This is a genomic window from Vibrio fluvialis (assembly GCF_900460245.1).
Taxonomy (GTDB): Bacteria; Pseudomonadota; Gammaproteobacteria; order Enterobacterales; family Vibrionaceae; genus Vibrio; species Vibrio fluvialis.
In genome coordinates, this window is the sequence record NZ_UHIP01000002.1 from 1,163,062 (window position 1) to 1,183,343 (window position 20,282).

The window sequence follows — 20,282 nt, forward strand, 5'->3', positions numbered from 1 at the left end:
GGTATTAGTCAATATCGTAGAGGAATCTTTGTCACAGGAATCCATTGCAGTACGAAGCCTAAGTGCTTCGCGTCTCAAGATTTGAATATTGACCATCGATAGTCCCGAAATGAGAAGTAAAAAATATTGGGTGATTAGCCAATGGATAAAAATATAGCTCGATGTTTCTTGAGCATTGTCCATGACGAAACTAATTCATTTATATAGGAAAAGTTAGTGTCATCAAAGCAGTTGAACACATAAACATTTCCTGAATAGCCTGCAGATGTTTGGCTGTTAGGGAGTAAGAACGTCAGCGTTGTACCATTGGGCAATATAAGCGGGTTGCCAGACAGAGTCAGCCCGTACGAGCTCGCCAACTCAATGATACGCTCTCGAATCCTCTCGCTCTCATCTGTCGACGCAGACAAGAATATCTGATTTTCCTTCGTTTGAATCGCGTCGACTAGGGCATTTTTGCAAATGTGCAATTCGATTGAATCTATATTCATCATGACAACCTATATGCTTTGAGAAGTATCCTATCTATTTGGTCTAATTTGCGAGCAGCCAGAGAAATGCGCTTGCTCGATACGCCCGTTCTAAGGGACGCGAGCTCATATGAATAACCAGACTCAAAGACCAGCCTCAATGCCGCTCTGGTTTGCTCTGGAATTTCGCGCATAGGAAGAACATCCAATAGTGCGTTCAGACGCTGTGATGGAATGACATTAATTTTCATGCAGTCTAGACTTCTGGTTTATTGGATTTGCTCAAAGGCACTGAAGATGTCCATCTGATCCACATCTCCCTTACACAGCTCCGGCTGCAGTTCCGGGTCTGGCTTGGCGCCAGTCGGTTCAATAATGCGGTTAACCGTGGTCAGCGTGGTAAACGCTCGGCCGCAGTTTAGGTTCAGACATTGGCAATAGGCTTCGCGCGTTTCGTTACTCATCGCTTTGGACGTTGCAATACGTGCTTTGCTTCCACAAATAGGGCAGGTGATTAACATGGGATCTCCTCACGCTAACGGCCAGTCATCTTCCAACTCAGGGAAGAACGACAGGTCCGGTTGTTGATACTCTTCGGTTTCTGGTTGGGCTAACACTTCGTCCCAACCTTCAAAATTCATCCACGACAAATCATCGGCAGGCACGCGGCTGACTTCGACCAGCTGAGCCGGGCGTTTTTCGCCGTACTCGTCTACCTCCGCAGGGCGGATTTGGATACTTCGTTCATCATCGATGCGAATTGAACTGCCTTTTCTGAGTGCGGCCAGTGCCGCTTCATCAATATTTGGCGGTTTATTCGCCTTTCTTCGCTCTGGTGCTAACAACCTGGTGAGCTGATCGCTGACCTGATCCTCGCGGGGCTCCGTACAGTTATTGACAGAACTCCGAGAGGCGGCGGGGCCGCCAATGACGGTCGCTGCGCTCCCTTGGGCGATCGCTTCCGCATCATCGCTAACCTTGGGTTTCTGTTTAATCGTCCAGACTCTGAGGCGTGTTTTGATGAACACGCCTGATGCGTCAAACCCATCCAACTTGCGAACGGTTTCACCGTGCGGAGAAGCAAACGGCAGCTCTTCATAAACGTTGGTGATCAGCAGGTCAGCGCGTTTCACGAACGGGCCACCCTGACCCATGATGTAATCACGCCACTGGCCACGGTCGGCGGCTTTCATCACTTCCGTGACGGTGCCGTTTTCGTGTTCCAGATCGGCCTGATAAACCTGCGTGAGCAGCACAAACAGATACTTGCTGTCGAACTTCTTATGGCGACGAATCAGCTCTGCCGGAATAGGCGGGCCGATCAGCTTGCGGCCTTCGCGAATGTCCAACTCTTCATAAATGGTCAGCAGCTCTTCATAGTTCAGTTGAGTGAGGTACTGGTTAAAGCTGGCTTTGTCGTTGTTGGCAAAGCGGCGCAGCTCGCGGTAAGTCGTGACCGGAGCGCCACCAAAAAACTGAAACTGGCGGATAGCCCAGCGGCTTTTCCAGGCACTCACATTCTTGGCCATGTCTTTCACGGGCTTACCTGTTTCGTCGGAAATCTCATCGTCCATGGCAAAGCCGTCGATGTTCTTGGAAATGTATTTGGCGATGTAGCCGGTTGCCGTGCCTTTGGCCGGATCGATGTAACCAAAGTCGCAGCGCGGTTTGTAATTGAACGGCCCGTGAAAGGCCTGCTTCTTCTCGGCGCGTTTCGGGTTGCGGTCGAACTGCGGATACAGCTCTTCTTTGTCTTCTTCGACGGCGTAGGAAATAAACACGTCACGCACTTGCGCGACATCTTCCGGCTTCACCCAGATCAGCAAATGCCAGTGCGGCGTGCCATCGTGATGCGGCTCGGCAACGCGAACCCCGAACCAGCGAATTTCGTCACGGCCCAGCTTGGCGCGAATACGCTGCCACACATTGTTAAGGTAGGCTTGCGTATCGCGCGGGCTGGCGCCGTTCCAGTGGTCGATAAAGCCGCCTTTCTTGTAGCTGTTGTGGTACTTGGACGGCGAAGTGAGCGTGAGAAACAAACCTTGCAGCTCAAGCTCATTGCCGATGTCTTCGCAGCCACTGCAGCGCACCATCAGCTCATGGCGGCGGATCGCCGGATTAGACAGGCTCTTTTTCGCCATGTCCCACAAATCGGCTTCTTCGCCCGTAATCTCATCGATCAGTTTTCTCTGCTTAATATATTCATAGTTGGCTTTCTGCTGCTCCTGATGCTCACGGACACAATCCCAAGAGGCATAAGGCGAGGCTTTGTAGCTCACTTGCCCCATGGCGATCGCCAGATGTTCGCGCATGATTTTGCGAATGTGCACCAGTCGGCCGCGCCACCATTTTTCATCGAGCATTCTTGAGATGTCGTTCAGGGCCGTCAGTTCGGTTTGCTTCTTGCGCTTGCGGGGCGCTTTGATGCCGAACTCATTCACGAAAGCTGCCAGCTTGTGATAGGTGTTCACCACCGCAATCTCGCCGATTTTTGATTCAGAGGCTTTGACCTCGCGCTTCGCCAGATCTGCTTTCACTTCTTTGATGGCAGAAGCCGCAAAGCGTTGGTGACGGGCAGAGGCGATTTGCGACAGTTTGAATGCCATGTCTCTGAGTTCGTCGGGTTCGAGTTCGGCAACGCTGCGGTTCTTCTCTGGCTTGGTATGTTTTTCGGCTTGGTCGAAGTCAAAAGAGAGCTGAGGACGCTGAAAGTCTTCAGGCAGGCTGTGCTCTGTAAAGTACACGGAGGCGAATGCGTTATCGCCGCTTTCGAATTCTTTAGAGAACATCGCCACTTTTTGTGTGGTTGGCAGTTTGCTGTATTTTTCCAAGACCTTTTGCGCGCGTTCTGTTGCGGGTGCCATACGCTCACGCAGGTAAATGTTGGCCTCTTTACGGCCGAGTTTTTCAAACACGCTGATGTAGCGCGTGACGAAGTATTTGGTTAGGTAATCGGGCAAGTCTTGGATGCGCGATTGCGCCCAGGCAAAGTCGTCCGGGTTGGCTTCAAACAATTTACGTTCAAGCACACTCAGGCTTTCTGGCTGAATCACTTCATTGAATCGGCGATCACCAAAGCAGCCCGCTTCAACTTCCGTTAAAGGGGCTTGCCATGGGAATTCGTAAAGGTCGATTTCAGCGGGTACTTTTAGGTTTTCCAATGTGTTAAGCTCAATTTCGCACTAATCAACAAAGAGTTGGCTTATGAAAACAAAACTATTTAAACCTGAACTAAAGCTAGATTTTGACGATTCAATCGTTTCGTTTGTCGAAGGTTATGAATCGAATGAACTGTTGCCTGAGTTAAAAGTTGCTTTGCTTTCGGATAAAGCTAAGAGCCAATACCGCTCGATTACAGTTTTCGGACAGGAAGCATTAGATGACCTGGACGAAGAACTGGAGGAGTGGGGACTCGTTAACCTTTTAGCCGGACATCCTCCTGTTTCGCCATACGTTGCAATCTACGGTTATGAGCCTGAGATTGAGTCGTTCGATGAAGACGAAATAATCTAGTTGCATCAGACAGAGAGCCATTAGATAAAGCAGTGGCTCTCAAACATCCCAAATAGCGCCATTCAGTCAGCGGTCTGTTGGGGAATTCGCCCGCAGCCAACTCTCTAGCAGTGTCCAAGCTAGAAAACTTGCTTTTACAGATGCTTTCAAAATGTTGAATCAAACGTTCCAATGTGATGATTGGTTCACTCATACTTCCTCCAACTCTTGCGTAGTAACTAACAGATAACCGCCTTTACCTCGTCCTTTGCTGATTATTCCCTTCTCGCGTGGATGCATCACACTGCAATCAAGATCACGGCAGGCTTGGTTCATGGCTTCTTGCATCGAATCGAAATCGCCAATCAGAATGTTGGCGACTTCCTGAGTTTGTTCGTGGCGGATCACTCCGCCATCGGAACACAGCATTACTGCGGCGTATTGCATGGCTGACTCTCCGCGAAGGTATTCAGAAACTGGTTAGCCTCTTCAATAAACACTCGGCCGCCCTCTACTGTCATTGCCGCATCTGACGTGGAATGGCCGGAAGAACGTGCGATGCCATAACCCGCTTCAATGCAGTCACAAGTTTCTTCCAAGCGATCACGCAGGTACTCAATCAACTTTTGGGCTTTGTTGTGAGTGGTATTCTTTAGCGAGAGAACACACCATCCTTCAGCCAAACCATACTGATCACCGTGAAGTACATGGCTGATTTGAGTATTCATTTCTTGCCCGGTGTAATGGCCGCTCTCATCGATTTCGCGAAGGTTTAAACAGTCACCAATTTGATAATTTCTGTCGTTGAATCGAACTTCATGCGTTTTGCGTCCGGCCAGCACTTCCGTGAAATTCTCGGCGCTAATTTTGAGTTCGTGAATTGTCAGCGTGCTCATGCTTCTTCCCCCTTCTCCAACTCATCGCGGCGCGCAGCGATGCGCTCAATCAAGTCATCTTCGATGTCCAGCAGGTCTTTCAGGGCTTGTTTGCTATCGAGCAGCACAATGCTGTGGGCGTGGTCGGTTGTGGTGGCGGAGAAGATCACCACGTTCAGCATCTTCATGCTTGAGGAATATTCGATACGCACGCTCATCACATCGGCGCTGTCGATGGCCAGCTCATACAGGCTGGTGATAGTGGCGAGAATCGCGCGTTCAAACGCGGCTTTGGTAACTGGGTCATTCATCATCTTTGCTCCTACGCTGAGACGAAAAAGGCCCCCATTCCGAGAGGAATACCACGGGGGCAAAGGTTGGCTAGGTTAATGGGTGTTGCTGAACTGGTAGTGCTTGAGGCGGCGAACATCGCCGACCTTGCTGTCGAACGTGACCGTCAGGTTTTTCAGGTACTGCATTCCGGTGCGGATTTTTTGCAGTTCCAGGTCATCGAACGATTCGAATTCTCGGTTGTAATCGCGCGCGGGCAGGCCGCCGGCGATCAGCACCAAGCCACGGCTTTTCTCTGGCAGTTCGTTGAACATCTTCTTCAACTGGCAGCGGGTGGCGGCGCCGTTAAACAGCGATTTGCACGCGGCGATGCTCTCTTGCGCTGGCGGCGTGTGTTGGGTGTGTGCGTTTCTGGCTAGCTGATTCATCTTGGCTCCTTAGGACAGGCCCGGAATTGGCGCGCCTTGGGTGATAAAATCCACGCTCATCGCAAAGAACGGCGTCGCCCCAGAGGTGCGGTTTTCAAGATCAGAAATTAAAAGCATCAGGTTGCCGATGCTGGCCTGTGCCTTAGAGATAATTTTGTGTCGGGTTGTGCGGGGTAGGCGGGTGTCGCCGCCGTGGTCTAACGCCATGCGCGACAGGTCGCCCGACAGCATCGAATGTTCCAGCACCCGCTTGAGGAAGGTTTCGGCTTTCTCTTCTTGTGGCAGTTGTGCGGTCACCACACCAAGGCCAAGCAAAAGAGAATTGATGATGGTGTAGTCGCCACTGGCTTTGGTGATAGCAACCAGCTCGGCGCACGTCAGAACATGTGGCTGCTCTGGGTTGAGCTTATTGCGCAGCACCGATGCATCTAAGCCAACGGCGGCAGCAATAGCCGACACCTTGTTGGCCGCCCGGAACGCGCAGCACGCTTCATCAAATGCCTTTTGTTTGCCCTCAAGGAAAACGTACATTGAAGTGTTCATGTCCATATTTGATACTCACCTTGTCGCAAGTGAAATGAGCTCACAGCCGCAATGGCTGCTCACTTAAAACGAATGATAAAAGTGGTCGTTTTCAGGCTTTTCAGAATCTTCAATGGCGTGTTGCCACAGCGCGCCCATGTTGACGTAGTGCTTGCCCTTGGCGCCATCGCGCTCAATCACAGGCAGCTTTCCCTCGCGAATCATGTTGCGAATCGAGTTTTCAGACACACCCCAACGGCGGGCCAGTTCACAGGTAGGGAGGATCGGGGAATCGGGTTGAATTGAAACGTGCATATTTAGCTTCTCCAATAGGTCAGGTTGGTCTTTAAACTCTTTACACAAACGCATGCGTGAAAGGGTGACCATATTGACGAAGCGCTTCTTCTCGCAGCGTGTCGCGGCCTTCATGGGCAGCTTTCCAGCCTCAATCAGTTGCTCCGACTCAACCAAATCAATATGTTGACGTCGCGCATACTCTTCGATTGGCAGGTACGGCATATCTAGTTTAATCAGCGGGGTCATGGTATCTTCCATACATAACTGTGCATAAATGCTCACGTAGATGCCTTCAAAACTTCATCGTGTGCAGTTGTGCTTACTTGTGTTTGGTTAATTTTGCTCAATTAAATGATCAATTAAGGTATAGATCAAGGGCTAAATAAGGTACTTATGCGCGAATGGTATACCAGTAATGAGCTAGTTGAGCTCGACGGTACGCCTAATACCCTAGAGGGTATTAGCCAAAAATCTAAAAGAAACAAATGGTTAAGAAGAAAGGCGTCAGGGCAGGGACGGGCGTTTGAATACCATATCTCTAATTTCCATGCTGACGTAAAAAAGCAGTTAATTGAGAGATACATCACGGACCCAGACGAAGCAAAAGCGCTGATGGCACTGGAAGCACCTACAAAAGAGGATGCTCCAGAACCAAGTAATGTTTCTAAAATCGTGCCACTGGCGGAAGTCAGAGACTGGTGCGAATTGCCCGTGTTTGACGTTCACGCAGCAGCAGGGGCGGGCTCACTGGTGCACAGCGAGTACCAGATAGACAAGCTCATCATTCCCAAAAGCCTGCTGGCTGAGTTTGGCCTTGCGCCGAACTGCGCAGCCATCATCTACGTTGACGGCAACTCAATGGAACCCACCCTCAGCCACAAAGACAGGCTGCTGGTTGATACCCGCGAACTACAACACCCGGTCACGGATGGGGTATACGTGATTCGCATCGACGATGCGGTTTACGTAAAACGTTTGAAGTGGAACATTCCGAAAGGGATTTACCAGGTGATTTCAGACAACCCGACCTACGAGTCATTCGAGATCAACCACAAGAACGGGCGCAACTTTAAGATTATCGGCAAAGCCATCGCGCCAGTGTTTAAGAAGATTTTTTAAAAAAGAAGCCACCTTGATAGGTGGCTTTTTTGATGGGGTGGGTTTGACTGTTTGTTATATTGGTTTAGCCACCATAATACTGTTTACAGGATGGACATTTATGATGACCAAAAGTACTGAATGTCCCTGATACTTTGCTTAACGTGACTTGTTTATTTTTAGTTTCGTAACAAGCCGAACAGAAAGGACCATCGTTATTTGCACCATAGTACGCAAAATCTCTGAACTCTAACTGACTTAAATTATTACCCTGGGAGTTTTTAAGTTCGTTAACTTCAAGTTTTAGCGTCGAGTTTTGTTCCATGACATCTGCAAGTGCTAATTTTGTATCTGCCAGCTCCAAGTTCAAATCTGCCAACAAATTCTTAAATTCTGCATCTTCGATATTTTTACTGATTTCACGTAAACGTTTTGCCAGATTGATAGCCTGACCGATTGAACCTAATACATCACTCATTTAAAGCTCCAAACTCAATTGCCAATATAACGCTCAATTAGGGTGTGAGGCACGTAATACCGATGCTGCGGCATACCACCTTAAACACTAAACGCAACGCATAGTAAAAATTCCACGCGTTGCGAATCACTCTTGGACAGATTGTTAGAATTATCTTTCACCGTTATATGACACTTCAGACTTGTCGATACCAATGTCTTTGCGCATTGCGTTGGTTAAATTGAGAGCCTTAGATCTAATAACTTCCCAACTCACATATTTACCATCAAATACAACGGCTAATAACTGATCTATGAACACATCATTTGCATCCATCACCTCTTGCGGCGCTATCATTGCTAGATACCCATAAATCTTGAGGCGCTCTGCCTCGAATTGCTCTCTTTCTTGTGCTGTTAGCTGCTGCTTGTTTCTAAGAACGATCATTTCCACTTTAGCCAGCATTGTAGCCACCAAGTCAATTGTAGCTCTATAGATCAACAATTTATCATTGTGCTCTCTGAGTTGGGTTTGCTTATAGACTTCAATCTCACTATTGAGTTTAGCTAAATTTTGCTGGCTTTCCTGATGTAACCCAGTTCTCAGCTTCTCCAGCTCTCGATCATGTTCGGCTTTTTCCTTTACCATTAGCCGGTTTGCCCAAATTTTACCTAAGTAGTTTGCCAACCCAAGAATAATGGCACCACTTCCGCCAAGAGCAGCAATGATAGTTGCCCCAATTTTTAGATATTCGTCCATAGTTATCCGATAATTTCTAACGCAGCATTAAGGTGTGAGCGGCATACTTGAGCGAAGCGAAACTGCCAAGCGTTGCGAATCACTCTTAAATGCTTTGTTATAAATACTTGTGATTCGTTCCTGACCCTAGAGATATAGTATTTTTCTCGTTAGTCACAGAATAATTTCTGTCATTTAGTATATGAGATTCATAGTCAAAAATACGCTTCTGAATAAAGTCATTTACATTTTCCTTATAAATATCCAGACGCGCCCTAAATTCATCTCGGCCTTGCTGGGGTGTGAAATGCGTATTCTGGCTCGGCAACCTAAATACTGGAATATCATCAGCCTGTATCTGGGAATCCCTGAACTTATCCTTACGCACATTTGTTTCCTGCAGATGATAAGGACCATCATATTCTAAAGCAGCTTTCGCTATGATGTTCTTACTGTCCCCAGACATAAAGTATAGTTCTAGTAGAAGGTCTATTTCATATGACTTACGTGTATCGCCTAGTAAATTCTTGTTCCACTTACTTTGCGGGGTTGCACTAATAAAGTATGTATTCCCTAGTCTAGTTTCGTATGAATTTAGTTGTGATACGAGAGTAAAACTAAGAGGATGCTCGACTAAAAGCGGCACATTAAATGATCTTTTATTACTTAATGAACTAAGAATTTCACCGATAAACTTTACTTCTTCTGTGGTAACGGCTCTCTTTTGTTCCAAGCAGAGTAGCAATATTGTTGCTCTGTAACCAACCATAGGGCTTAAGAATTGATAAAGGTTACATACTTTCTTATGATTAAAATCAATTAAAACCTCTGACATCAAACAAATTTGATTGTGTCTCTCTATATTTTCTTTACTCATAAAAATTCTATTAGTTCCAAGGTATACACCAATAATCACGTATTTATAACGCCCTGTTAAGGTGTGAGCAACGCAATACAAAAGCTGCCACATACCACCTTAAACACTAGTCGCAACGCATAGTGAAAATGCCACACGTTGCGAATCACTCTTAAACAGTTTGTTAAACGTTTTTGTTCTCCTCGAGGTGCAGCACCTCTCCCAGAAACAGGTAAGTATTAAGGAAAAGTGCTTTTGCTTCTTCTGGGGTAACATCCTTGTGAACCCCCGTTGAGACTCTATCGAACAAATTAGCTAAGTTTTGGCGAAAACGTTGTTTACGCGATTTACTTTCACACCTTTGGTGAATGTAAGCATTGATTCTATTTTGATGCTTACTTGCGTCTAGTTTTAACTCATTGCCACCAATGTTCATAGTTTCATCAGAAGCCGGAAAAATTGAATCAGCGAAAGATTCGATTACGCGTCGACAAGTGGTAAGTGCATGACTAATCGCCTCGGCATTACCGGAACTAAGTCTTTCCATAACAGTTGGAATCTGTTCAAGTACATCACCACAGTTTTCTGAAATTAAGTGGTCAACCTCTCGTTTGTAGCCCTCAAAGATTGATTCAGATAAATTATCAAATACTTTCTCGTAGTATACGTCGGTTATAAATTTGTGTAGTAATGCTATGACTTTGCTGCGAATTCCACTGAACTTTGAAATATTATTTGTTGTCTCATTCATTGCTCTAGTTGCATGGTGAACAGCGTAATTGTGGTCACCTGAAGAGTCCGGTGTTCTCATGACTGATAACTTAGCTTTATCGGCTTCAATGCGAGCTTCAATCTGAGCAAGGGGCATCCAATATCCCTTATTTTCATCACGATTTGTCCAACGCCCAGTTAATGTCATGTATTTAAGTGAGATGGAATTATCTGAATAGAAGCCACCCAGCTCAAAGCGCAACCATTCTTTAACTTCTTCAGCGCCAACGATTCTTGCTAACCGAGACGCTTTTAGGATAATTTTTTCGACGGAAGAACGCCCAAGCTCTAAGTCATCCAACAGGTCTTGAACTAACTCTAATGTATGTTCACTCTTACTTACAACCACCATAACTCCTTCAAAACGTTTAACAGTCCCTTTTAACTAGACCTAATAGGTATAAGTTCAGAATAAAGTACAGACAGAATCTATCTAAAACACCATCCCAAAGGGGACATATGCTTTGGTGGCTTTATGTACTCACAACTGACAAATGAAACGCATCCACAGTATCAAACGACTGTGTCTTTTGGTGTGATCGGTTTGGGTTTTATCACCACAATTACGCATCAATGTGCATTTCTGTGTGAATCAAATACTGTGTTTATGTACAGTTGTGATTTATCATTTCTGCTCATGTTGTTGAGTGAGCAGATTATGAGCATTAAGAAAGAGGGTAAAAAGTGGTTGGTTGACCTGCGGCCGCAAGGCCGGAACGGTAAGCGCTATCGCCGCCAGTTCGATACCAAGTTCGAAGCTACCCAATATGAAAAGCATGTGCTGGCGACGGCCCATGATAAAGAGTGGCTAGAAAAGCCCGCCGATCGCCGCTCTCTGAGTGAGTTGATTGAACTGTGGTGGAAGTACGAAGGGCAATCGAAGAAAACCGCCGAAGCCTACCTTAAGGAAGTGAAATTGGTCGACAAGGAACTCGGCTTTCCTAAAGCGCACCAGATCACCCACAAACTGCTCGCAGATTACCGAATGGCTCAGCTCAACAAGGGCAGGGCGATGACTACCTTTAACCGCAAGATGAACTGTTTGAGCAATGTGTTTACCGCGCTCATCGCGGTGAAGGAGTTCCACAACCCGCATCCGGTTTCTGGCTTTAAACTGAAAGTCCCCAAAACACGCGAAATGGCGTTTCTCTCGGTTGATGAAATGAATCACTTACTCAGCGTGCTTTCTGGGGATAGCTACAAGGTTGCCAAGCTCTGTTTGGCCACAGGTGCACGATGGGGTGAAGCAGAAGAGCTAAAGGGCAGCACGGTCAGCCATTGCAAAGTGACCTTTCTCGATACCAAGAACGGGAAAGACCGCACGGTGCCGATCAGCCAGGAACTGCAAGATGAAATCGTCACGGGCAAGTCTGGCCGATTGTTCAAAGATTGTTATGCCGAGTTCTATGTGCAGCTCAAACAGTGCAATTTCGATTTGCCCAAAGGGCAGGCCGCCCACGTCCTTCGCCACACGTTCGCCAGCCACTTTATGATGAATGGCGGCAACATCCTCACGCTGCAAAAAATACTCGGCCACGCGACGATTCAGCAAACGATGACCTACGCGCATTTCGCGCCGGATTACCTGCAAGACGCAGTCAGATTCAACCCCTTAAACAGCCTTTAAAGTGGCCGGAAAATGATCCACAAATTGACCACATAGACTATACATCGATACATATAAGCGTGATTGAGTATGTCTGGAGGCCTTGAAAATACTAGACTTTGCTAGGTATGGCGGGAATAAAAAACCCGCCATTGGGCGGGTTTTAAACTCAAGCGTCAGGCTTATTTTTTGCCTTGGTGCATCAGTTTGTCTTGTTCAGTCAGTTCGCGAATGCGGCGGCTGATTTCACGGCGCTCTTTTGAAATTTCTGCGCTCTTGATGATGTGGTCATCAACACGATCTTCGTAGTCCGCTTTCATGTTTTTCACGATAGCGATGATTTCTTCCTGAGTCATATCAGGTTTGATGTAATCCACCAGGTTTTCCAGCAGATCAACACGCTTACGGTTATCACGAACTTTTTTCTCGTTGTCTAAAAGTTCACGTTTTAGTTTGTTTTTACGGCGAGCCAGACTCACGATTTCAAATACGCTGTTCATAGGTCCCTTTTCCTAGAATGAATGCAACTGTCAATGATTAAAACACAACATCAAGGCTCATAACAGCCTTTAGATCAAACCTAACAACACCTTGACCAATAAATAGTCACTCGGTATTCGCAGAGATTGTACTTGCCTGAAATTGCGCTATATCATGAGGCCAATTAATGACGAAACAATGATTCGACCATGCAACCCTCAGAAATTATTGTTCCTAAGAAAGAAGCATTGCCAGCCGAGCCCGATCTTCGCCCCAAGCTTCGACAAGCTTACATCAGCGAACGGCAAAGCCTTGAATTACTAGAAATTGAATTAAACCGTTCTAAAGTTGTCATGATTGATGAAAACGGCAGGATTGTGCGCTTTTCACTGACTTCAGAACATTAAGAATGGGAGCACGAGGCCAGCCTCGATAAAAGAAGGAAACGACAATGAATTACGAACTTTCTCCGCTAGAGGCCCGCGTTATTGGCTGCCTGATTGAAAAAGAAGTTACCACTCCGGATCACTATCCGCTGACGCTCAACAGCCTGACGACCGCTTGTAACCAGAAAAGTAACCGTGAACCGGTGCTGTCGCTATCTGAAGCGGATGTGCAGGATGCCGTAGAAGGCCTGATTGCCCGCCGTTTGGTGAGTGATGAAAGTGGTTTTAATAGCCGTGCATCGAAATATCAGCATCGCTTCTGTAACACTGAATTCGGTGATCTTAAACTGAACGACAAAGAGCTTGGCATTGTATGCTGCCTGCTGCTGCGCGGCGCGCAAACGCCGGGCGAGTTGAGAACTCGTACCAACCGCCTGTGTAACTTTAGCGATGTTAAAGAAACCGAAGCGGTACTGGAAGATCTGGCGAACCGCTCTCTGGTGGTGAAACTGCCGCGTGAACCGAGCAAACGTGAATCGCGTTATCAGCATCTGTTTTCTGGCGACGTTGATTTTGACAGCTTGGCGAGCTTCTCTGAGCACGAACCTTCAAACTCTCAGCTTGAAGCGTTAGAGCAGGAAGTGGCGGCGCTGCGTGAAGAGGTCGCAGAACTGCGCGCTCTTATCGAACAAAAGCTGTAATCGGGTTCGAATGAACTCGGAAATTGTCAGTCCGAACTGGTGGGTTTATCTGGTTCGGACGTCAGGTAACGCGCTGTATTGTGGCATCACTACCGATGTTGAACGGCGCTTTACCCAGCACCAGAAAGGTCAGGGTGCTAAAGCCTTGCGCGGAAAAGGCCCTCTTTCTCTGGCGTGGCAACAGGAAATCGGCCCGAGCAAAGGCGACGCCCTCAAACTGGAATACCGCATCAAACAACTGTCCAAAGCCGACAAAGAGCGTCTGGTGTGCGGACAAACCTCTCTTATCTAACGATTGTGAATCAGGCATCGTTTACGACCGCGAATGCCTGCCATTAATCGGTGAAATCTGAATTTCTGTATTAACCTTGTTTATGAGCCTGACTCATAGAGGTGAATAAGGAAATGCATCATTATAAATATCTTTCAGCAGTGATCATGTTTGGTATCTGTCCTTTGTCTGCTTACGCTGCCAATGGCGTTGCGGATGCTCGTGGTAACGCGATGGGCAATACCGGCGTAACAACTTCAGACTATTTACTGGCGCCTTTCTACAATCCGGCGCTGACAGCGGTGTATCGTGACCGGGACTCGGTCGGGCTGCTGGTTCCTGCACTGGGAGCGAACATCCGTGATTCGGATGAGTCGCTTTCGACCATTGATGATCTGCAAAGCTCCATTGATCAATTTGAAGCGGCAGGCGTCGGCGCGGCGACACAGGAGAATATTGATCAGCTTAACGGCTATCTTGATGATTTAGCGGATGACAAACCTTTTGCGGTTTCCGGTGGAGCAGGCATTGCTGTCGCGCTGCCCATGAATGCGGTGTCGCTGAACTTTTTTGCCCGTGGCTATGCGGAAATTCTGGCGGATTCCAGTATTGCCGCCAACACCGGCAATACGGCATCCGATGTCGAAACCCGTTATCAGAATTCGTACGTTAACATGCTGGCCTTTGGCTATTCGGAATATGGTGTGGCCGTCGCGAAGCTGTTTACGCTACAAGGTCAACAGATAGCGATTGGGATTACGCCCAAAATTCAGGAACTGCGAACATACAAAGAGGTGGTGACGGTAAAAGACTTTGACCTGAGCGACTACGATCAGAGCAAAACTTCCAAGAATGCCTTCAACCTCGATATTGGTGCCGTGTGGTTAAAAGATAACTTCAGGGCTGGTATTGCAGCAAAAGACCTGATTTCTCAGGAAATTAAAACTTACGATGACCAGAGCAGTTATACGCTTGATCCGCAGGTGACAGTCTCTGGCGGGTATGTTACTGACTTCCTTGCACTGGCGATCGACTGGGATTTGACTAAACAAAAACGCTTTAAAGGCGTGGATGATGATACGCAGTTCCTGCGATTTGGTGTGGAAGGCAACGCGTGGGGATGGGCGCAACTGCGAGCGGGTTATGAGATTGATTTGGAAAGCACGTTAGATAACTCGATCACGGCCGGGCTGGGGATCAGCCCCGGCGATTTAGTCAGTGTGGACCTGGCCGCCAATTATGCGGGTAACTATCAATATGGGCTTTCTGCCAACCTGGCTTTCACTTTCTAACGCCGGCGGGTTGCGGTTTATTTCAGCAGTTGCAGACATGTTGACAGATTTTTGCATGTCTGCGCTTTTATTTGTACGCCGTATGCTTAATAATCGTAGCTGCTTAGTTTTCCTTATTCTTTGATGAATAAGGAAAACTTTCAGTTGATAGGGCAGAGCATCGGGCCAGAAAGTCGTATCCTAATCACAAACGTTGCGTTTGGTACTCAAATGAAAAAAACACTACTACTTATAGTTTGCCTCTGTTTTGCTCCTTTAGCCTTTGCGTATTCGTCTCAAGTACTGAATGGTTACTGGCATTATCAAGAGTTTCTGAATGCAAATCCGCAACAAAAGACGTTGACGGAGTCGCTTTCTAATGCGGTCAGACAATCGCCGGCAAGGCTGAATGTCAAACAAAGCAAGCCTGTGACCATTTCGGTCGTCTATCCGGGGCAGCAGATTTCAGATTACTGGATTCGCAACATTAAGGCGTTTGAGATGCGTCTGGAAGAGCTGGGGATTGAGTACCAAATCAATCAGGTTTTTACGCGGCCTAATCTGGATATGCGTCAGCAAAGCCTTTCTTTGATGGAAGCGCTGAAGAACAACACCGATTATCTGATCTTTACTCTCGATACCACCCGTCCCCGCAAGTTTATCGAGCATGTTCTCAGTTCCTCGCCAACCAAATTGATTCTTCAGAATATCACTACTCCGGTCAGAGACTGGGATAGCCGTCAGCCGATGATGTATGTGGGCTTTGACCACGAAACCGGCGCGCAGCAACTGGCGCAGTATTACCGCGAACACGTGCCTAAAGGCAGCAAATATTCCGTGCTGTATTTCTCTGAAGGCTACGTCAGCGACGCACGTGGCGACACTTTTATTCAGCAGATGGAAGGCACTGGTGATTATCAGCTGGCCTCTTCTTACTACACCAAAGCTACTCAGGAGAGTGGTTACGAAGCAACGCTTAACATTCTGAAAAACGATCCGGACATCAAATTTATTTATGCCTGTTCAACGGACGTGGCACTGGGTGCTGCGCAAGCGTTGCAAGAGCAGAATCGTGAAGACATTCAGGTGAACGGCTGGGGCGGTGGTTCGGCAGAACTTGAAGCGCTGAATGAAGGGCATCTGGATGTGACCGTGATGCGCATCAACGACGATACGGGCATTGCAATGGCAGAAGCCATCAAACGCGACCTTGAAGGCGAGGCGGTGCCAGTGGTCTATTCCGGCGACTTTGAGATTGTCACCAAAGAAGATAGTTCGCAGAAAATCGATGTATTTAAGCAACGGGCATTTCGTTATTCCGATCGTTAATCGGTAGCAAAGGAACACTGAGTGGGCATCAGATCAAGCACAGTCAAACAGAAAAGAAAAATCGCAACGTTCATCAGCCGAGCGATTGTGACGGTGCTTGGTGCGCTGACGTTGACGGTACTGTTTCAAAGCTATCAAATCAGCAGTCGTTTGATCTCACAGGAAGTGGCCCGCACTTCAACTCAAACCTCCAGCCTGATTCAGAACCTGTTCAATTACCGATTGGCCACGCTGCAGATTCATCAGGACAGTAGCGCAAAAAATGCCAGTTTGATTCAGGCTCTGCACGGCGATACTAATGACGCACTGGATCAGTACTTTCTCAGTGTTGACCAGCTTGAACTCAACAATACGCCGGATATTCGTTTCATTACCGACCTCAAAGAGATGGTATGGGAAGACGGCAACTCTCAGTTTTATGGGGTTCAGTCGAAAGAGCTCAATGCCATCATCCGAAAAGTGTCAATCAGCAGTAACTGGCACCTAATCCAAACGCCTTCAGAGTTAGGCACGGCCTACCTGCTTGTTCGCCGCTCACCGATTGTGGATACCGCAACCGGCGAAGTCATCGGTTTTCTCTACGTCAGTATTGTACTCAACAACAACTTTGCGTTAATCGAGACCATTCGTGACAGCAGTAACTCGCAGAACCTGATTTTGACCGTTGGTTCAGAAGTTTTGGCGTCGACTCTGAATGGAGACGAATCCTATACAGCGTTCGATGTGTTGCAGGACGGTATGAGCGACATGCTGTACGACAAAAATATGGTGGCGAAAACGGTTCTGGAAGTGGAAGGGGTGCCGACGTATCTCAGTGTTTACTCAGTGCAGAGTAACGAGAATGCGTTGAGCCTACGTGACAATTACTATTTCTGGATGGTTTTTGCGCTGGTGGCGATGGTGGGTGTCTCCATACTGACGCGTTGGTGGTTGCAGCGACGTATTGAGTCGGAAATTGAAGGGTTGATGACCTACACCCATAAAGTGGCGGAGCGTGGACTGGATGACTTCTTCCCAGGCTCAAAAATTTACGAATTTGATCACTTCGGCCGCACGCTGGAACACACATTCCAACGCCTGTCTGCGCAGGAAAAGCAATTTGAGGATCTGTTTAACTTCGCTTTGTCGCCAACCATTCTCTGGACGGCAGACGGTGAGCTGATTCGTATGAACCCGTCGGCTCAGAAGCATTTTCTGCGCAATAATGCGGAATATCACTCGCTGTTCTCTGTGCTGAAACGTCAGTTGATCCCGCAGATCAAACTGGCGGCAAAAGGCGAGATTCTCAAAGAAGTGAACACCGAAGTTGACGACAAAGTGTTCCTGTGGAACCTGTCGCCGATTGTGGTGGAGAACCGTATCGAATCGATTATTACTCAGGGCCAGGATGTCACTTCGATTGCGGAAGCGGAAAAGCAGAGCCGTATTGCACGCAGAGAAGCGGAAGAGTCGGCACGCGTCAGAGCGGATTTCCTCGCGAAAATGAGCCATGAGCTGAGAACGCCACTGAATGGGATTCTGGGTGTGTCTCAACTCCTTAAGCGTACAGTGAAGGAAAAAGAGCAGGCCGAGCAGGTTAATGTTTTGTGCAGCAGTGGTGAACATCTGCTGGCAGTGCTGAATGACATTCTGGATTTCTCAAAGATAGAGCAGGGTAAATTCCGGATTCAGAAGACCCATTTCCCGTTGGTCGATGTGGTGTCGGCCATTGAACGAATTTATCGTCCATTGTGTCGTGAGAAAGGCTTGGATCTCTCGATTGACAGCAATATCGACCAAACAATGATTGTAAATGCGGATCAGGTTCGGCTGAATCAGATTCTGTTTAATCTGCTCAATAACGCCGTGAAGTTTACCCATCAGGGCGCCATCAGCATTCAGCTGAATCTGTTGCAAGAGGCGGGCGACACTCACCTGTCCATTTCGGTCATGGACACAGGTATTGGCATTCGTGATGCCGATTTGAATATCATCTTTGAGCCGTTTGTTCAGGCAGAATCGACCAATACCCGCGAATATGGCGGCAGTGGATTGGGGCTGGCCATTGTGCACAGCCTGATTGAAATGCTTGGCGGCACGGTGCAGGTCAGCTCGACGTTTGGTGTAGGCACGCGTTTTAATATCGAATTGCCGATGGAACGTGTTACCTCTGAAAAACAGTCGATTGAGCGTAAAGAAGCCGCATCACGTTACGAGCTGTTCGATGGCAGCATTCATGTTCTGCTGGTTGAAGACAACCATACCAACGCGTTTATCGCACAAGCCTTCTGCAAAAAATATGGCATGGTCGTCGACTGGGTCACGGATGGATTGCAGGCGATAGAAAAGGTCAAAGAGCAGCGTTACGATCTGATTCTGATGGACAACCAACTCCCGTATCTCGACGGTGTGGATGCCACGCGCATCATCAAACAAGAAATGGGCTTAGAAATACCAGTTTACGCCTGTACCGCAGATGGCGTGGTGGAAACTCAGCAAGCGTTTATGTCTGCCGGTGCAGAATACGTGATCGTCAAGCCGATCAAAGAAGATACGCTGCACAAAGCATTGGTGAACTTTAAACAAGACCATACCGAGTGGTCTGTGTAAGCGTTCTAAAGTATGCCGGATTTGAAGGTTTGGTCGAAGAGAACCATCTTCAGTTCGTCCGACATCGTCAGTGGATTGTTAAACTGAACTCCAATCATATGGCCTTTGCTCTGGCGGCGAATATTGGCGATGTGGCAGGCGAGATCGTCTGGTAACAGGGCATCAAGCTCACTGCTGATTCGAATCGTGTTGTTTACCGTCAGCTCATTCTCTCCAGAGACAAAGACTCCGCATCCTGAAATAGAAAAATCGACCAGAGTGCCGTTGAAACTGCGCTCAAGCTGCTCAGATTTCTCAGTCAGCGCCACCGGAATCGAAATCTTGTAGCGTTCATGTTCGCGAATGGTTTTGGTGAAAAAATGCTTCGGTGGCCGAATGAAAATCAGCGCACATGGTGAAGAGATCACCTGAATGACAGAAGTGTTGAACGCAATCACATGACCGAGTTCGGTATCGCTCATTCCACGTACCACAATCTGAACATTGACCAGTTTACGCATCACTAACGCTTCTTGGGCCTTGATAGGCATATCGAGAATCAGACACTGTTCCGCCTTGAAACCAACCAAGGAGGTCGAGAATGCGTAGTTATCATCAGGGCCGAATTGGATCGTCGCCGAGATTTTCATCCCGGGCTTGAGGTATTTGATTAAATCGGATGGGTCTTTAGAGTTCGATGCTGCCATATGGGGTCTGTCTTAATCTACTCGGTGATCAGCCGCTGCCAAAGAATCGCGTTAACTTGTAGATTATATTACATGGGGCGCCTTTCTCATTATTCAGAATGTAGGAAAAGGCGACACCCATTGTCATCGTTTACTTAATATTGGAAGCGAACACCCATACTGATTTGTGGTCCCCAAACGCCAGCGTTGCGCACTTCTGCATTGAGTACCATTTGTTGTGTGGAGTGGAAACGAAGGCCGGCAATGAATACGGAGTTGTCATCGTTGCGGCCGATACGAGCGTGACCCTCAATTTGGCTGGTCAGCCAGATACGTGTGCCGATGTTGATTTCCATATTGGTTTCGGTTTTATGGTCTTCATCGCTGTTACCACGAATGCTGTGAAGCAACATCTGGCCATAGATATCGGCAAACTGGTTGATAGGGCCATTAAAGCCGATACCGCCCGCTAAATCCCAGTCACCTTCAAAGCGCGAATCGGCACGGCCGACGAAGTGTGAGTTCTCAGTAAAAAACGTGCTGAATTCTCCGCCGAACGATTCAGGACTCAGCGCGGTTCTCACCTCTAAAAAGTTGTAATTAAAATTGTTTGCTGACGCTGTCGCCGGAAGGACACTGGCAATCGCCACAAGGCCTGCCAGACAAGTTTTTTTAAGCATTGGTGTTCG

General features: G+C 47.6%; 25 protein-coding genes. 9 read left to right on the forward strand and 16 right to left on the reverse strand.

The annotated features are described in order from the left end of the window. Positions 1-134 precede the first annotated feature (134 nt). The 3 genes from DYA43_RS23290 to DYA43_RS20435 all read right to left on the reverse strand — a co-directional run bounded on the left by DYA43_RS23290 (position 135) and on the right by DYA43_RS20435 (position 3,631). Positions 135-494, reverse strand: a complete 360-nt coding sequence (locus DYA43_RS23290; protein WP_038151570.1) for a terminase large subunit domain-containing protein — start codon at positions 492-494, stop codon at positions 135-137. A gap of 245 nt (positions 495-739) precedes the next feature. After that, positions 740-991, reverse strand: coding sequence for an Ogr/Delta-like zinc finger protein (locus DYA43_RS20430; RefSeq protein WP_004726797.1), 252 nt, complete (start codon positions 989-991; stop codon positions 740-742). Positions 992-1,000: 9 nt separating this feature from the next. Then, entirely contained in the window at positions 1,001-3,631 is a 2,631-nt protein-coding gene (locus tag DYA43_RS20435) for a replication endonuclease (RefSeq protein WP_061055531.1), read from the reverse strand. 43 nt (positions 3,632-3,674) lie between these two features. On the opposite strand from DYA43_RS20435, the gene DYA43_RS20440 reads away from it, so the two are divergent. Beyond that, entirely contained in the window at positions 3,675-3,983 is a 309-nt protein-coding gene (locus DYA43_RS20440; protein WP_061055532.1) for a hypothetical protein, read from the forward strand. Between the two features lie 189 nt (positions 3,984-4,172). On the opposite strand, the gene DYA43_RS20445 is transcribed toward DYA43_RS20440, so the two are convergent. The 6 genes from DYA43_RS20445 to DYA43_RS20470 form a co-directional block, all read right to left on the reverse strand. After that, positions 4,173-4,409, reverse strand: a complete 237-nt coding sequence (locus DYA43_RS20445; protein ID WP_061055533.1) for a motility associated factor glycosyltransferase family protein — start codon at positions 4,407-4,409, stop codon at positions 4,173-4,175. Next, on the reverse strand, positions 4,391-4,858 hold the full coding sequence (locus DYA43_RS20450; protein ID WP_061055534.1) for a DUF3850 domain-containing protein: 468 nt from the start codon (positions 4,856-4,858) through the stop codon (positions 4,391-4,393). Before DYA43_RS20450 ends, DYA43_RS20445 begins: the two co-directional genes overlap by 19 nt. Next, the gene (locus tag DYA43_RS20455; RefSeq protein WP_044362472.1) at positions 4,855-5,151 is read right to left on the reverse strand and encodes a hypothetical protein; all 297 of its coding nucleotides are present in this window, start codon (positions 5,149-5,151) and stop codon (positions 4,855-4,857) included. The genes DYA43_RS20450 and DYA43_RS20455 overlap by 4 nt, the downstream gene beginning before the upstream one ends. A gap of 72 nt (positions 5,152-5,223) precedes the next feature. Continuing rightward, positions 5,224-5,556, reverse strand: coding sequence for a hypothetical protein (locus DYA43_RS20460; protein ID WP_004726788.1), 333 nt, complete (start codon positions 5,554-5,556; stop codon positions 5,224-5,226). Between the two features lie 9 nt (positions 5,557-5,565). Next, positions 5,566-6,105 (reverse strand): phage regulatory CII family protein, encoded by a 540-nt coding sequence (locus tag DYA43_RS20465; protein ID WP_061055535.1) that lies wholly within the window; start codon positions 6,103-6,105, stop codon positions 5,566-5,568. Between the two features lie 57 nt (positions 6,106-6,162). Next, the gene (locus tag DYA43_RS20470; protein WP_004726785.1) at positions 6,163-6,621 is read right to left on the reverse strand and encodes a helix-turn-helix domain-containing protein; all 459 of its coding nucleotides are present in this window, start codon (positions 6,619-6,621) and stop codon (positions 6,163-6,165) included. A 147-nt stretch (positions 6,622-6,768) separates the two neighbouring features. On the opposite strand from DYA43_RS20470, the gene DYA43_RS20475 reads away from it, so the two are divergent. Further along, positions 6,769-7,494, forward strand: a complete 726-nt coding sequence (locus DYA43_RS20475; protein WP_047462994.1) for a phage repressor protein — start codon at positions 6,769-6,771, stop codon at positions 7,492-7,494. Between the two features lie 64 nt (positions 7,495-7,558). On the opposite strand, the gene DYA43_RS20480 is transcribed toward DYA43_RS20475, so the two are convergent. The 4 genes from DYA43_RS20480 to DYA43_RS20505 form a co-directional block, all read right to left on the reverse strand. Next, positions 7,559-7,951 carry a hypothetical protein gene (locus tag DYA43_RS20480; RefSeq protein WP_061055536.1) on the reverse strand — a complete coding sequence of 131 codons (393 nt, stop codon included), beginning with the start codon at positions 7,949-7,951 and terminating at the stop codon, positions 7,559-7,561. A gap of 150 nt (positions 7,952-8,101) precedes the next feature. Beyond that, entirely contained in the window at positions 8,102-8,689 is a 588-nt protein-coding gene (locus DYA43_RS20490; protein ID WP_061055537.1) for a hypothetical protein, read from the reverse strand. A gap of 97 nt (positions 8,690-8,786) precedes the next feature. Further along, complete coding sequence (locus tag DYA43_RS20495; RefSeq protein WP_061055538.1) at positions 8,787-9,545, reverse strand: hypothetical protein; 759 nt, start codon at positions 9,543-9,545, stop codon at positions 8,787-8,789. 163 nt (positions 9,546-9,708) lie between these two features. Further along, positions 9,709-10,647: an AbiTii domain-containing protein gene (locus DYA43_RS20505; protein ID WP_061055539.1), complete on the reverse strand. Its 939-nt coding sequence runs from the start codon at positions 10,645-10,647 to the stop codon at positions 9,709-9,711. A gap of 306 nt (positions 10,648-10,953) precedes the next feature. On the opposite strand from DYA43_RS20505, the gene DYA43_RS20510 reads away from it, so the two are divergent. Then, entirely contained in the window at positions 10,954-11,922 is a 969-nt protein-coding gene (locus DYA43_RS20510) for a phage integrase (protein ID WP_061056067.1), read from the forward strand. A 161-nt stretch (positions 11,923-12,083) separates the two neighbouring features. Here the strand turns inward: DYA43_RS20510 and DYA43_RS20515 are convergent, their stop codons facing one another. Beyond that, a complete protein-coding gene (locus tag DYA43_RS20515; RefSeq protein ID WP_020329287.1) occupies positions 12,084-12,401 on the reverse strand; it encodes a DUF496 family protein in 318 nt (105 codons plus the stop codon). A gap of 189 nt (positions 12,402-12,590) precedes the next feature. On the opposite strand from DYA43_RS20515, the gene DYA43_RS20520 reads away from it, so the two are divergent. From DYA43_RS20520 to luxQ, 6 genes are all read left to right on the forward strand, one after another. Next, positions 12,591-12,788 carry a hypothetical protein gene (locus DYA43_RS20520; RefSeq protein WP_020329288.1) on the forward strand — a complete coding sequence of 66 codons (198 nt, stop codon included), beginning with the start codon at positions 12,591-12,593 and terminating at the stop codon, positions 12,786-12,788. A gap of 44 nt (positions 12,789-12,832) precedes the next feature. Then, complete coding sequence (locus DYA43_RS20525) at positions 12,833-13,468, forward strand: YceH family protein (RefSeq protein ID WP_061055540.1); 636 nt, start codon at positions 12,833-12,835, stop codon at positions 13,466-13,468. A 10-nt stretch (positions 13,469-13,478) separates the two neighbouring features. Beyond that, a complete protein-coding gene (locus DYA43_RS20530; protein ID WP_047457986.1) occupies positions 13,479-13,760 on the forward strand; it encodes a GIY-YIG nuclease family protein in 282 nt (93 codons plus the stop codon). A 113-nt stretch (positions 13,761-13,873) separates the two neighbouring features. Next, positions 13,874-15,031, forward strand: coding sequence for a conjugal transfer protein TraF (locus tag DYA43_RS20535; protein WP_061055541.1), 1,158 nt, complete (start codon positions 13,874-13,876; stop codon positions 15,029-15,031). A gap of 210 nt (positions 15,032-15,241) precedes the next feature. Then, positions 15,242-16,339, forward strand: a complete 1,098-nt coding sequence (locus DYA43_RS20540; protein WP_062789265.1) for an autoinducer 2-binding periplasmic protein LuxP — start codon at positions 15,242-15,244, stop codon at positions 16,337-16,339. 21 nt (positions 16,340-16,360) lie between these two features. Next, positions 16,361-18,928 carry a quorum-sensing autoinducer 2 sensor kinase/phosphatase LuxQ gene (gene luxQ / locus DYA43_RS20545; RefSeq protein ID WP_061055542.1) on the forward strand — a complete coding sequence of 856 codons (2,568 nt, stop codon included), beginning with the start codon at positions 16,361-16,363 and terminating at the stop codon, positions 18,926-18,928. Between the two features lie 5 nt (positions 18,929-18,933). Here the strand turns inward: luxQ and DYA43_RS20550 are convergent, their stop codons facing one another. Both DYA43_RS20550 and DYA43_RS20555 read right to left on the reverse strand, forming a co-directional pair. Next, positions 18,934-19,614, reverse strand: a complete 681-nt coding sequence (locus DYA43_RS20550; RefSeq protein ID WP_020433710.1) for a flagellar brake protein — start codon at positions 19,612-19,614, stop codon at positions 18,934-18,936. Between the two features lie 134 nt (positions 19,615-19,748). Then, positions 19,749-20,273, reverse strand: a complete 525-nt coding sequence (locus tag DYA43_RS20555; protein WP_020329295.1) for a hypothetical protein — start codon at positions 20,271-20,273, stop codon at positions 19,749-19,751. Positions 20,274-20,282 lie beyond the last annotated feature (9 nt).

Coding starts and splice junctions, on each gene's coding strand:
- DYA43_RS23290 (WP_038151570.1), bottom strand. CDS start 494: ATGATGAATATAGATTCAATCGAATTGCACATTTGCAAAAATGCCCTA.
- DYA43_RS20430 (WP_004726797.1), bottom strand. CDS start 991: ATGTTAATCACCTGCCCTATTTGTGGAAGCAAAGCACGTATTGCAACG.
- DYA43_RS20440 (WP_061055532.1), top strand. CDS start 3,675: ATGAAAACAAAACTATTTAAACCTGAACTAAAGCTAGATTTTGACGAT.
- DYA43_RS20445 (WP_061055533.1), bottom strand. CDS start 4,409: ATGCAATACGCCGCAGTAATGCTGTGTTCCGATGGCGGAGTGATCCGC.
- DYA43_RS20450 (WP_061055534.1), bottom strand. CDS start 4,858: ATGAGCACGCTGACAATTCACGAACTCAAAATTAGCGCCGAGAATTTC.
- DYA43_RS20455 (WP_044362472.1), bottom strand. CDS start 5,151: ATGATGAATGACCCAGTTACCAAAGCCGCGTTTGAACGCGCGATTCTC.
- DYA43_RS20460 (WP_004726788.1), bottom strand. CDS start 5,556: ATGAATCAGCTAGCCAGAAACGCACACACCCAACACACGCCGCCAGCG.
- DYA43_RS20465 (WP_061055535.1), bottom strand. CDS start 6,105: ATGGACATGAACACTTCAATGTACGTTTTCCTTGAGGGCAAACAAAAG.
- DYA43_RS20470 (WP_004726785.1), bottom strand. CDS start 6,621: ATGACCCCGCTGATTAAACTAGATATGCCGTACCTGCCAATCGAAGAG.
- DYA43_RS20475 (WP_047462994.1), top strand. CDS start 6,769: ATGCGCGAATGGTATACCAGTAATGAGCTAGTTGAGCTCGACGGTACG.
- DYA43_RS20480 (WP_061055536.1), bottom strand. CDS start 7,951: ATGAGTGATGTATTAGGTTCAATCGGTCAGGCTATCAATCTGGCAAAA.
- DYA43_RS20490 (WP_061055537.1), bottom strand. CDS start 8,689: ATGGACGAATATCTAAAAATTGGGGCAACTATCATTGCTGCTCTTGGC.
- DYA43_RS20495 (WP_061055538.1), bottom strand. CDS start 9,545: ATGAGTAAAGAAAATATAGAGAGACACAATCAAATTTGTTTGATGTCA.
- DYA43_RS20505 (WP_061055539.1), bottom strand. CDS start 10,647: ATGGTGGTTGTAAGTAAGAGTGAACATACATTAGAGTTAGTTCAAGAC.
- DYA43_RS20510 (WP_061056067.1), top strand. CDS start 10,954: ATGAGCATTAAGAAAGAGGGTAAAAAGTGGTTGGTTGACCTGCGGCCG.
- DYA43_RS20515 (WP_020329287.1), bottom strand. CDS start 12,401: ATGAACAGCGTATTTGAAATCGTGAGTCTGGCTCGCCGTAAAAACAAA.
- DYA43_RS20520 (WP_020329288.1), top strand. CDS start 12,591: ATGCAACCCTCAGAAATTATTGTTCCTAAGAAAGAAGCATTGCCAGCC.
- DYA43_RS20525 (WP_061055540.1), top strand. CDS start 12,833: ATGAATTACGAACTTTCTCCGCTAGAGGCCCGCGTTATTGGCTGCCTG.
- DYA43_RS20530 (WP_047457986.1), top strand. CDS start 13,479: ATGAACTCGGAAATTGTCAGTCCGAACTGGTGGGTTTATCTGGTTCGG.
- DYA43_RS20535 (WP_061055541.1), top strand. CDS start 13,874: ATGCATCATTATAAATATCTTTCAGCAGTGATCATGTTTGGTATCTGT.
- DYA43_RS20540 (WP_062789265.1), top strand. CDS start 15,242: ATGAAAAAAACACTACTACTTATAGTTTGCCTCTGTTTTGCTCCTTTA.
- DYA43_RS20550 (WP_020433710.1), bottom strand. CDS start 19,614: ATGGCAGCATCGAACTCTAAAGACCCATCCGATTTAATCAAATACCTC.
- DYA43_RS20555 (WP_020329295.1), bottom strand. CDS start 20,273: ATGCTTAAAAAAACTTGTCTGGCAGGCCTTGTGGCGATTGCCAGTGTC.